Raw genomic sequence first — 11,951 nt, 5'->3', positions numbered from 1 at the left:
AATTTGTTTATTCAAATCTGGATTCTTCATCATCTGGCAGAAAAAAGTGGTCCAGGAGATTTTGTAATTCCTATTTAAAACAGAATCCTGGTCCAGAAATGATTGGTGATTTAAAATTTATCATTGGTTTATGAAAAAAAATAGAATTAATCCAGACAAACCATTATCCGCTAAGCCCTGGAAAGAAAAGACCCGGATAGAAAAAGCCTGGGAAATCATATTCGAGTCGGATACCTTTTGGGGAAGGGTTTTTGATGAAATATTGCTGTTATTTATTATTTTAAGCATTGTCGTGGTGATGCTTGAAAGCATGGAATCAGTCAGAATGAATTATGGCAAAATGCTTTATAACTTCGAATGGTTCTTTACCATTGTTTTCACCATTGAGTACATCGTGCGAATCATCGTATCCCCTAAACCCAAAGATTATATTTTTAGTTTTTTGGGTATAGTCGACTTTCTGGCCATCATACCAACTTATATTGCTTTTGGTTTTCCTGGTGCTCAGACCTTTATTGTCATTCGAAGCATACGATTACTCAGGATTTACCGTATTCTGAAACTTTATCATTTCGTCAGAGCAGGTAACATGCTGCTCATGGCTGTTCTAAAAAGCCTGAAGAAAATTTCCATCTTTATGATCTTTATTCTTATCCTGGTAATCCTCCTGGGTAGCATTATGTACGTTGTTGAAGGAGCCAAAAATGGCTTTACCAGCATTCCGGTCAGTATCTATTGGGCTGTGATTACGCTCACCACAGTTGGTTATGGAGATATTGTACCGATGACCGCACTGGGAAAATTTATTTCTACCTTTATTATGCTTTTGGGTTACAGCATTATAGCCATACCTACCGGGATTGTTTCTGTTGAAATGGCCCGCACAGCACCACACAAAGAAAAGGATACGAGAAACTGCAAATATTGTGACGAGCCCATCAAAGATGAGGATGCAAATTTTTGCAAAATTTGCGGGAGCCGTTTGGATTAATTCATCCATATAATTTGGTTTTAGGGACTTATCAGCCCTCCTTCCACTTTAAATTTAAACAGGAGGCAAAATTATGCGTTGGAAAGGGCGCCGAGGAAGCGTAAACGTTGAAGATCGCCGTGGCGTGAGCGGCGGCACCATTGCCGGAGGCGTAGGCATCACCGGCATCATTATCGTCCTGTTGGTCGCTTTCCTTGGAGGAGATCCCACCGAAGTGCTGCAACAGATGCAGGTAAACCCATCCAATGCTTCAGGACAGATTGAGATCAGTGCTGAAGAACAGGAACTGGCTGAATTTGTATCAGTAGTGCTTGCTGATACGGAGGATGTCTGGAAAGAGGCTTTCCAGGATATGGGGATGACCTATCGTCCGCCCAAACTGGTTTTGTTCAGCGGGCAGGTGCAGTCGGCCTGCGGTTTTGCCAGTGCTGCCAGTGGGCCTTTCTATTGCCCGGGCGATGAAAAGGTATATATTGACCTGAGTTTTTGCGAGGTACTCGAGCACCGTTTCGGAGCACATGGCGACTTTGCCATTGCATACGTGATTGCCCACGAGGTAGGTCACCACGTTCAGAACCTGCTGGGTATTCTTGACGAGGTATACCAGCAACAACAGCGAATGAGCAAGAACGAAGCCAATGCGATGACCGTAAGGCTTGAACTGCAGGCTGATTTCTTTTCAGGATTCTGGGCCCATCACGCTCAGAAGATGTTTAATATTCTGGAAGCTGGGGACCTTGAAGAAGCCCTTCGCGCGGCAGGAGCTGTTGGTGACGATGCCATTCAAATGAAAACACAGGGAAGAATCGTTCCCGATGACTTTACCCATGGAACTTCACAGCAGCGTATGAGCTGGTTCCGCCGTGGTTTTGACACCGGCGATCTCGCGCAGGGCGATACCTTTAAAAGGGGAGCTGTTTAATGCCTTATGATGACAAAACAAAAAAAGCAGGGCATTGTATGCCCGGCTTTTTTAATCAAACAACAAACTTAATTTTGAGTCAGGAGGCTGGCTTCCACGATCAGGTCAAAATGGATGGTTACGGTGTCGCTAACCTTCACCAGCCCCAAGGCAGGCGAAGGCGGGGCAATGCCGAAATCCGACATCCTGAGATCTTTTGAACCTGAAAGGGAATAACTGAAATAGTCGCTGGTTTTGTAATCAACCACTATATCGGTATTCCGGGTTTTTCCATTGATGACAATAGCCACTTCTGCCCTGATCTTTCCCTGATTTTTCCTTTCAACACTGGCCAAAGGTCTTATTTCCAGCAGTCTTATTTCGATGTGGGGGCTTTCCTTTCCCCCAAGAGCCTGATGAAAATCTTTATTCATAGCCCGGTGGCCACAATCGAAGGAGGTGACTTTCAGTTCAAGGGAGGCACTAGAAAAGAAAATGGCATTGCTTCCTGGAAGCAGGTCAACCAGCATATTCCCCCTTGGGATGTCGCTGTCGGATACGCACTCATAGGAATTGATATTGGTAGTTCCCGTTAAGCGAATGTTGCTTCTTTCTTGAACGGAATAGGCATAATAGTTACCTGATCCTGCAAGAAGGGGCAAGGCCATCAAAGAAAACATAAGGGCTATTAAAGTGCGCATTGGTTCCGTCGTTTAGGAAAAGCCGGGGACTCCCCTTTCGGGTAAGTCCCGGCTTATTTTTTTATTTAAAATGCAATGGCTGCTTCCACCATCAAGCCTTTAAAGTTCAGGCCATGACGGTAATCATCGGCATCGAAATCTTTGTAGTCCTGGTTGACGTATTCCAGTTTAAGCAACAGGTTTTTGGTGGGGAACCAGCCTGCAGCAAACTGGAGGCGGTCGATGGAAACTTCACCGTTGGCACCACCAATGTCAGCTCCAACTGTATTGTAACGTGCAGCTACAAAAGCCTGCTCGTTGTCAAGGAAGCGATAAATAAGCTCACCGGCCAGTTGGGTAGCATTGCGGGTATCGGTTTCAGACCCTGTTTTTCCATTTGAAGTTTCAAAGGTGCCAAAGAACTCCAGGCCTTTGAATTTTACAAAGGGATTTATCATAATAGAGGTCACTTCGCTGGTAAAGTCGGGACTTATACGGCCAGAAGTGAAGCGATTAGCTGCTGAAGCTGCTGTAATGGCGCCACCTGCCCGGAAGTCTCGGTAATATTCTGGCTCAGCTACCATATAATAACGCGAACCCGTTCGGTCACCAGCGTAAAGCGTATTGCGCGTGGTACCAGGGTTGGTATAAAGGCTTGCAGATAAACGCAGACGCAAGTCATCATTGATTTGGCTGTCATAACCTGCTTTGGCCATTAGTGAAGGACTCTTTTTTGTTTCACCATAATCTTTGACATCACCGCTAATGAGTCCACCGGTCATACCGGCCATCACAAAAAGTTCAGGCGTGGGGAAAACATAAACCTCCCCGCCGATCTCAGTCGCAAAAGCGTCCATGATGTAATTGCCAACAAAGGGATTGTAAAAGGTATTCCCGTTGTCGCTCCTGCGGAACTGCTGATCGCCGTAGTTCACGCCAAAGTGGCCAATCCTTACGGTGACATATTTTGAGAACCATTCGGGATCACCAAGGAAGGGCAGTTTGTCCATCTGGATGTATCCGCCTTTAACCCAAAACTCCGAGTGGTGGCGCGATGACATATAATTTTCCAGTTTCACGCGGATACCGTCTTCCAGCTGAATATCAAAGTTCAGGTTTGCTGTGGCAAGGTTAAAACCATTGGATAGCGGATAAAGCTGGTTGAGGTTGACCGTACCATTGCCAAAAGGAACATTGTTGGGGTTCGCTTCGTTGCTATGGCTAAGCATCTGCATTTGCTGGGTAAAGTTACCACCTACCCTTACCTTGAGGCCGGTAAAGGGAACCGTGTCAGCCTTGGGCGCTTCAAACACGTTGATACCATGCTGATCAGGTTGCCTGAAGAATGCAATCTCAGGTTGGTTAGCGAACATGGGAAAAGCCATCATAACCAGGATGAGGGCAGCAAGGATGTTTTTCATTTTTGCAGTCATAAGTTAAGAAAAAAGGGTTTTTGATTGATTGAATAATTGAATTAGTTTTTAAGGGTAACAGAGAAATCAACAGTTACTTCATCACCAGTGCGCAATGCGCCCAGCATGGCCCTTGGGGGTTCCAACTGCCAGGTGGTCATCTTCATATCCTTCACGCCGGTGAATTGCACATCACCATTGGGAAGTACTTTGCCACGTACCACTACATCAAGCGGACGGTTTGTCCCACCAAGCGAAAGGGTACCTGCAGCCCGGACAGTGAAATCGCTTCCGTTGTGTGAAATATCGTCCACACGGGTCATACGGAAAACAATTCGCGGGTTTTTATCAGCCTTCAGGGTCTCAGCAATTTTTCTATCCATTACCGAGCCTTCCGAACCTTTAATGGTGGTAGCGTCAATCTCCACGACCATACGATTGATGGCTTCCAGTTTACCATTGGCAACCACCAGTTCTGCACTGGTGTTCAGGCTTGGTACACTGGCAGTCCAGTCGTGAAGGTTGGAAGTCCCAGATATTGTTACGTCATGCGTCTTAGCCGAAAAAGATGAAGGTGAGGATGCCAGGGCAACAAACACAATCAACAGGGTCATTAAGCTAAAAATGATTCTTTTCATTACAATTCAGTTTTTATGGTTTACATTTATTTTTATGTTCATCCGCAAACTCTTTGTTACGGCAGTGGCTTTTTTTTGCCACCGCCCTGAAAGAGCAATTAGCAGACCAAAAAAACATATTCATTAATGAATATACATAAATTATTGGAGATCAACAAGAAAAGCCCTGATTTTTTTTCAGGGCTTTTTTGGGGAGGTCAGAAAATCGACGATATTTCGTCGATTTCGACGATATTTCGTCAAATGGATCAGGTTTCCAGGTTCAGTTTTTCAATCCTGGATTTAAGGGTTGAGGCCGGCACCTGCAAGATACTTGCGGCTTTGGCCTTATTTCCCCCTGAGCGCATCAAGGCATCACGGATGGCATTGGTTTCCACCTCCCGGATAATCTCCTCGAGGGGTTTGTTCCCAAAGTAGAAGCAAGTATGGGGTTTCCCGGGAAAGCGAACCTCTATGGGCAAGATATTTTTATTGATCACCCCTTCCTGTGCCAGCAACACCAGACGTTCCATCAGGTTTTTCATCTCACGCACATTACCGGGAAAAGCATAATTTTTCAGGATTTCGATGACATCATCATCAATTTCAATCTCTTCCCCATGCGAAAATTCCCTGACAAAATACCTCGCAAGCAGCTCAACATCCTTCGGCCTTTCGCGCAATGGGGGAAGGTTAATGGGAAATACATTCAGCCGGTAAAAAAGGTCCTCGCGGAACTTTCCTTCGTCCACCATTTGCTTCAGGTCCTTTTTTGTGCTGGCAATGACCCTCACGTCAATTTTTATGGTTTCGCTTCCCCCTACCCTTTCAATTTCACCTTCTTCAAGGGCACGCAGGAGCTTCACTTGCAAGTCAAGGGGAATATCGTCAATATCATCGAGGTATAGCGTGCCCTGGTCAGCCATTTCAAAACGACCGGTTTTATTGCTTTCAGCGCCTGTAAAAGCTCCTTTCACGTGGCCAAACAATTCGCTTTCAAAAATTTCACGCGAAAGAATGGCACAACTGACTTTTATCAGGGGTTTATGGCTGCGGTTGCTGTTATAATGAATGATGTTGGTCAGCAACTCCTTGCCAGTCCCAGTTTCACCCGTGATCAGCACCGTGGTGTTTTTATCGGTGATGATCTTCACCAGTTCAAACACCTTCTGCGTTTCCTTTCCAATGCCCACAAAAGTCGAAAGGTCAAACTTTTTCTTCACCTGGCTGCGGAGTTGCTTATTCTCTTCCTTCACTGATCTCAGTTCCCTGATACGCTCAATAGTCAGGAGCATTTCTTCCATATTGAAGGGTTTTGAGATGTAATCGTAAGCGCCCAATTTCATGGCCTCCACAGCAGTATCTATTGTTGCGTGAGCCGTAATAAGCAACACATATACTTCAGGCTTGAGTTTTTTCAGGCGCGAGATAAACTCTATCCCGTTCATACCGGGCATTTTAAGGTCAGAAATTACGATATCAACCTCGGCATTTTCTTCACGCATGCTCTGTAAAGCAGCTTCCGCTGAAGCAAATTCCCTGACATAATAACCTGCATCACGCAGGTCGTCGGCCGTGGTGACCCTGATCAGCCTTTCATCATCAACAACAAATATCTTTAACATATTTCAAAAAATCTTGATTGGACCAAAGTTATTTAATCATCCTGTTATGACTCCTTTTCCTCACGCTTATGATTGGGCAGCACCACGGTAAATACTGCACCGTCACCGTATTCGCTTTCCACCAGAATATCTCCCCCATGATCCTTCACAATCTGGTAAGAAACCGAAAGCCCCAGTCCTGTCCCCTCTCCCACTTTCTTGGTGGTATAAAACGGGTCGAATATTTTACTAATCAGCGAATTTTCAATCCCGGTTCCATTATCTGAGAAACGAATCCTCGTAACATCCGTTTCCGGAATGATTGAGATCTGAATCTTACCTTTAAGGCCTGGTTCGGTTTTTTGCCTTTCAACCACCGAATCTATCGCATTGATGATGATATTCAGGAAAACCTGTTCCATGCGATTTGCAGCGATCGATATTTTATGCGGACAATTGCTGGGATCGATGTCAATTGCAATCTGGTTCCTGCGGATACGGTAGCTTGCCAGCTTAATGATTTTCCGCAGAATCTCACAGGTATTTACTTCCTCGAATTCATGAGGGCTCCGCCTGCTGAAAGTGAGCAGGTCCTGAATTACGTGTTCCATCTTGTTGAGGGATTCCTGCATCATCCCGATGTATTTCACCGTTTGTTCGGCATCCTCAGGTCTGCGTGAGATCCTGTTCAGGCCAATGCGCAGGCCTGCCAAGGGGTTATTGACTTCGTGTGCGATACCAGCAGTTAGTGTACCTATGGAAGCCATTTTTTCTGTCTGCAAGAGCGATTGCTGAAGCTGGTTCATCGCATTGTGGGTTTGCTCCAGTCGTTGAAGCATCTCTGAAAAATTATTGTATAACATATCAATCTCATCATCGCTTTTGAATATCCGCCTGATCCTGAACGACAGGCTGCTGGTAGCTTCACGAATGATTCGAACGCCATCCTGAATGGTCCGGATATCAATGTTCTGCGACTGGTTGCTGAGCACTCTAAGGGGTGTGGCAATGGTGTAGGAAAAGAACAGGGCCGCCAGCAATCCCAGCAAAAGAAACAGGGCAACCATAAACCACAGCGTGGTAATGGTCTCATTGACGTGATCCACAATCTCATTTTCAAGAATACCCAGCCGCACGTAGGCTACATTGCGGCTTAAGATAGGAACGCTGAAATCGCGGATAAACCGGTGGGAGTCTTCCTGATCACGAACGGAAACAATGCTGAGGGCGCTGTCGGGAATATTTGCCTCAAGCAGTCCTTCAGGAACCTGCTCAGGAAAGGAGTGGGCAAGCACCTCGCCCATTTCTGAAACGATAAAAACATAATCGATAGTCGGGTCGATGGCTTTGATCTCATTGATCAGTGAGTTCAGTCCCGCAGGGTCTTCGGAAAGGATATAAAACACGGCCTGCTCGGCCACTGCCCTTGCAATGAAATAACCCCGCTTTTCAAATTCAGTATTCAATGCATGGCTCACTGAATTGCGCACAATCAGCGCATTGAACAACCCAAACACCAGCACGGTCAGGCTGATGCCAATGGCAAACTTGGTAAAGAGGGGGATACGGGCTTTTTTCATTGCATCAAACGCTTTCTGGCTTCCCGGACCCCGTCATATAAAGTATCTCCCGAAAGGATGAATTTGTCAACCTGCAAGTGATTCAGAATACCTCGCCCTTTTTCGTTGAGGTGCAATTCCTGCAGAAACGACTGGATGTCAGCCTTCAGCGTATCAGGCATTCCTTTGGCGTTTACAATGGGCGGGATGCCAAAATAACCGCTTTTCTCAATGACCCGAATGTTCTCAACGTGACTGGGCTGGAAGGCTGAAAGATAGTCAAAGATCAATCCATTGACCGATGCCCCGTCCACCAGGCCACGCGAGACCATCTGGATAGAAATGTCGTGCGAATTAGAATACAGAATGCTTCCAAAAAAAGCATCGGCATGTGTACCCATATCGGCCAGTTTACCATCAATGAAAAGCTTGCCCGTAAAACACAAGGGATCGGAGTAGGTGAAAGACCTGCCCCGAAAATCTTCAAAGCGGCGGATGTCCGAATCCTGCCGGGTAATAACATAGCCCTGGTAATAAGGCAAACCATTGTGGAGGGGGACGGCCAGCAATTCGACTGAATCGGAAGCCACCACATATGCGCCGCTGCAAATAAAGGCAATGTCAACCTGGTTTTGGGCCAGCAGGCTGTTTACTTCCTCATAGGTCATCCGCTGTTTAAACTCAACATCCAGCCCCAGTTGCTCGGCCATATAATCGAAGAGATCCTTATAATAAATAAAACTCTCTCGCGGAGAAATCACCGTTGCAATGGCCACCCTGATGGAAGCCCTGGAATGGCTTGAGTCCGACATTTCCACTTCAGGAAGGACATCAGAAAAGTCAACCACAACGGTTTCCGTTTGAGGGCTCCGGCAGGAATTGCTGATCAACAGCAATACAAAGAACAGAAAAAGAAAAGGGAGTCGCACCAGTGTGTTGTTTTTCATAGGTTTACAAAAAAACAAAAATAAATAATTTCATACTTCAAGATACAAAAAATCAAGGACTTCTCCGAGACACATTCCGGTCAGTAAGGATTTTTACACTCTGATCAATAAAAAATTAATTTCGCACGAATTTCAAATGGACGAATTTGACTTCATGGTTGAACCAGGCATATACCATCCTCGGAGTTAATACGGAGTTTATTCGGTTTAAACCGAATAAACTCCGTATTAACTCCGTATTAACTATGAAGGGGAAAATTTATTAGAAGGTAAACTATTGGAAATCAGCAGGTAAAAAATATTAAAACCGGCTGACCAAAAGCCAGCCGGTATACAATTTTAGCAAGTTTAACAATAAACAACCGTAAAAATGAAGCCTGCATTTATTATTTTTTCGGATCTTTTCCCTCTTTCTCCGCTTCGGAAGCATCCTTAAAAAAATCTTTTCCGGTTTTTTTTTCGGGTGCCATATAAAACATAACCCTGGAATGTCTTTCCTGGGCAAAGGCTTTGCGCATATCCTTCTCGTTGGCCCGGTAGGACATTGCATTGTCAATCCCGTGTTTTTTAGAAAAAGCATAGACATCGTGGTTAGCCCCGATATAGGTGATGGTCCAGCCCAGCTTTTTGAGCTCGTCAATCAGGGCGGTGATGGCCATTCCGCTGTATTCACGCGAGGCGTTTTCCTCACCATCGGTCAGGATAGTCACCAGCACTGCCGCATCCTGATAGCCGTCCAGGCTGTCCCTTTGCTTGCTCAGGGCAAAGCCCATCGCATCGTATAATGGGGTGCCATTGCGGGGCTGGTACTGATCGGCGGTAAGGGCTTTCAGCATGGAGGCAGGCTGGTTGAACAGCTGGGTTTTGATGCCATCGGTGTTGAAGGAAAAGAAGGAAACAAAATGCACCTGGTTTTCATTGCTCGTTTCCGCCTGCCTGATGGTTTCAAATACCTCGTTAAAGCCGCTCAAAGTGGCGTTCTTAATAGAATGCATCGAGCCGCTCTCGTCAAGGATAATCAGGTTGAAGATCTTCATTAAGCTTTTCATAACGTAGGGTTTTATTGGTTAATAATGATTTTCGGGATTCCGGAGCTATTACATTTTTTATTAATTTTATACTTAAGAATGAAACACGGGGCGGTAATTTTTCGTTAATCATTATAAAACGTAATCTACCCACCAAAAACTAGTGCTAATTTACGTATTTTAATAATATAAAACGTAATTTTTCATAATTTTTTTTAATTTCTTCCTCCCTTGGAAAGCGAAGCACTCATAGAACGCCTGAAAAACATCCGGAAAGCCGCGGGCTTGACCCAGAAAGAGTTTGGCGAACGGATGGGAATGGCCCTCACCACCTGGGCCAGCATAGAACAGGGACGCAATCCCCTGAACGAGCGTGCCAGGATCCTGCTCGAACATATCTACGGCGTGAATCCCCGCTACCTGGATTATGGTCAGGAGCCTATGTTCAGAAGAAATTATCCCGTTGAAGAATCGGGAATCATGTTTTATGAAAAGGCCGATGATCCTCATATGGATTTGCCCAATGAGAACATGAACTTCAACCGAAGGAATAAAACTGCTGAAAGTAATTTCATATTGCGGAAATCCAGGTTGGAAGAACCTGAAAGCCCGGATTCTTTCAATCTGGAAAATACGAATGAAAGGCAAGATGAGAAAGCTCCCGGTGTTTGCCAGGAATGTCGTGAAAAAGAGATCGAGATCAGGCATCTGAGCGCAAGGATCCGCAGGCTTGAAAGTGAAATTGACCATCAGCGTAAAGTGATTGAATATTTAATGGAGAAAGGGCGATCCGGGGAGAATGCTTAGGATGAGGCATCGTCCATCCGGATTTGCCTACCTTTGTTTTTCAAACGACTAAACCTATGGCACTCAGCAGCAACCCCACCCTCATTGCCAAATCAGGCTTTGAACTGCATATTCATCCGGCCATGGCCAATCGAAGATAAAGGATACATTAACCCTAATTTAAATTTTTTTTTGATGAAAAGCACCAGCATTTTTAATATCAATCTGTTTAACAGGATCTTTTTGCTTCTGTTCCTTTTTACAATAGCTATTTCTTGTCAGGATGATGACAATCCCGAACCTTATGAACCCATATATCTGGAAAGTTATGAAAAAGTAATGACCCTAAGCCGTGAGGAGGTTCAGGAGCTAATTACTTCGGGGGGGCTTTTCCCACCTGCTGCTTCGGCCTTTGTTCAATATGGCGTGACCGCGGTAAGGATTACCTATCATACCATTGATGTAGAGGGAGAACCTATTCTGGCCTCGGGAGCTTTGTTAGTACCCCAGGCTAACGCAGCAATGCCAATGCTTAGCTTCCAGCACGGAACCCTTGCAAATGCCTCCGAGGCTCCTTCCCTGTTCGAATCTTTGTACACGGATCAACTGATGTTTTTTGCCTCCACGGGGTTCCACACCGCCCTGCCTGATTACATTGGTTACGGGGTTAGTGCTGACCGGGAGCACCCTTATGAGCACCGGGCAAGCCTTGCCACGGCTACACGCGACATGATCAGAGCTTCTTATGAATATTATAAAGTGGAAAACCTGGAAGAACCTGACAACCGGCTTTACCTTACGGGTTATTCTGAAGGAGGTTTTGCCACCATGGCTACGCTAAAGCTGATGCAGGAAGAACATAGCGATGAATTCTTGATCACGGCAGCTACCGTGGGTGCCGGGGCATACAATAAAACAGCAACCGCTGAATATGTGATCAGCTCCAACGAAAACCAGGAGTATATCAACACCTTTGTGTGGGTACTGGATGTTTACAATAGAATTTATCCGCAGTTGCAGCGTCCCTACAGCCATTATTTCAATGAGCCCTGGGCAAGCCAGATCGAACAGAACGGCGTGTTTACCCCCATTGAACTCAACCCATCCTTTTTGTTCAGAAGCGAATTCATTGAATCTGTTCTCGATGGCACTGACACTGAAATGCTTGATGCCCTGGCTGACAATGATTGCTATGACTGGAGGCCTGACTTCCCCATCAGGCTTTTTCATGGCGATGCTGACCGGCTTGTTCCTTACCTGAATTCACAAACTGCATACCAGGCAATGGTGGCCCAGGGTACACAAAATATTGAACTCATCACTACGGAAGGCGGCACGCACGAAACCACCCTTGAATCCTTTATCACGGGCACTTTCAATTTCTTCTTCTCGGTCCAGGCTAAAGAAGGGCGTCTGGAATAATAGG

General features: G+C 45.6%; 11 protein-coding genes. 4 read left to right on the top strand and 7 right to left on the bottom strand.

All coding sequences use genetic code 11. The features are described from left to right. The first annotated feature begins 130 nt into the window (after positions 1 to 130). Both V2I46_00880 and V2I46_00875 read left to right on the top strand, forming a co-directional pair. Positions 131 to 991, top strand: a complete 861-nt coding sequence (locus V2I46_00880; protein MEE4176040.1) for an ion transporter — start codon at positions 131 to 133, stop codon at positions 989 to 991. A 73-nt stretch (positions 992 to 1,064) separates the two neighbouring features. Next, positions 1,065 to 1,913 carry a neutral zinc metallopeptidase gene (locus V2I46_00875; protein MEE4176039.1) on the top strand — a complete coding sequence of 283 codons (849 nt, stop codon included), beginning with the start codon at positions 1,065 to 1,067 and terminating at the stop codon, positions 1,911 to 1,913. A gap of 68 nt (positions 1,914 to 1,981) precedes the next feature. Here the strand turns inward: V2I46_00875 and V2I46_00870 are convergent, their stop codons facing one another. From V2I46_00870 to V2I46_00840, 7 genes are all read right to left on the bottom strand, one after another. Beyond that, on the bottom strand, positions 1,982 to 2,593 hold the full coding sequence (locus V2I46_00870; protein MEE4176038.1) for a YceI family protein: 612 nt from the start codon (positions 2,591 to 2,593) through the stop codon (positions 1,982 to 1,984). 65 nt (positions 2,594 to 2,658) lie between these two features. After that, a complete protein-coding gene (locus V2I46_00865; protein ID MEE4176037.1) occupies positions 2,659 to 4,005 on the bottom strand; it encodes a hypothetical protein in 1,347 nt (448 codons plus the stop codon). Between the two features lie 41 nt (positions 4,006 to 4,046). After that, positions 4,047 to 4,622 (bottom strand): YceI family protein, encoded by a 576-nt coding sequence (locus tag V2I46_00860; GenBank protein ID MEE4176036.1) that lies wholly within the window; start codon positions 4,620 to 4,622, stop codon positions 4,047 to 4,049. Positions 4,623 to 4,870: 248 nt separating this feature from the next. After that, positions 4,871 to 6,226 (bottom strand): sigma-54 dependent transcriptional regulator, encoded by a 1,356-nt coding sequence (locus V2I46_00855; protein ID MEE4176035.1) that lies wholly within the window; start codon positions 6,224 to 6,226, stop codon positions 4,871 to 4,873. Positions 6,227 to 6,270: 44 nt separating this feature from the next. Beyond that, positions 6,271 to 7,785 (bottom strand): ATP-binding protein, encoded by a 1,515-nt coding sequence (locus tag V2I46_00850; protein ID MEE4176034.1) that lies wholly within the window; start codon positions 7,783 to 7,785, stop codon positions 6,271 to 6,273. Next, a complete protein-coding gene (locus V2I46_00845) occupies positions 7,782 to 8,711 on the bottom strand; it encodes a PhnD/SsuA/transferrin family substrate-binding protein (GenBank protein ID MEE4176033.1) in 930 nt (309 codons plus the stop codon). The genes V2I46_00850 and V2I46_00845 overlap by 4 nt, the downstream gene beginning before the upstream one ends. Before the next feature lie 386 nt (positions 8,712 to 9,097). Continuing rightward, positions 9,098 to 9,760 carry a vWA domain-containing protein gene (locus V2I46_00840; protein ID MEE4176032.1) on the bottom strand — a complete coding sequence of 221 codons (663 nt, stop codon included), beginning with the start codon at positions 9,758 to 9,760 and terminating at the stop codon, positions 9,098 to 9,100. A 210-nt stretch (positions 9,761 to 9,970) separates the two neighbouring features. On the opposite strand from V2I46_00840, the gene V2I46_00835 reads away from it, so the two are divergent. Together V2I46_00835 and V2I46_00830 are read left to right on the top strand one after the other, a co-directional pair. After that, complete coding sequence (locus V2I46_00835; protein ID MEE4176031.1) at positions 9,971 to 10,546, top strand: helix-turn-helix transcriptional regulator; 576 nt, start codon at positions 9,971 to 9,973, stop codon at positions 10,544 to 10,546. Between the two features lie 174 nt (positions 10,547 to 10,720). Beyond that, a complete protein-coding gene (locus V2I46_00830; protein MEE4176030.1) occupies positions 10,721 to 11,947 on the top strand; it encodes a lipase family protein in 1,227 nt (408 codons plus the stop codon). Positions 11,948 to 11,951 lie beyond the last annotated feature (4 nt).

The sequence above is a fragment of the Bacteroides sp. genome (genome assembly GCA_036351255.1).
Taxonomy (GTDB): domain Bacteria; phylum Bacteroidota; class Bacteroidia; order Bacteroidales; family UBA7960; genus UBA7960.
Note: the sequence above shows the minus strand (reverse complement) of the source record. Positions and strands in the feature narration are given on the sequence as shown.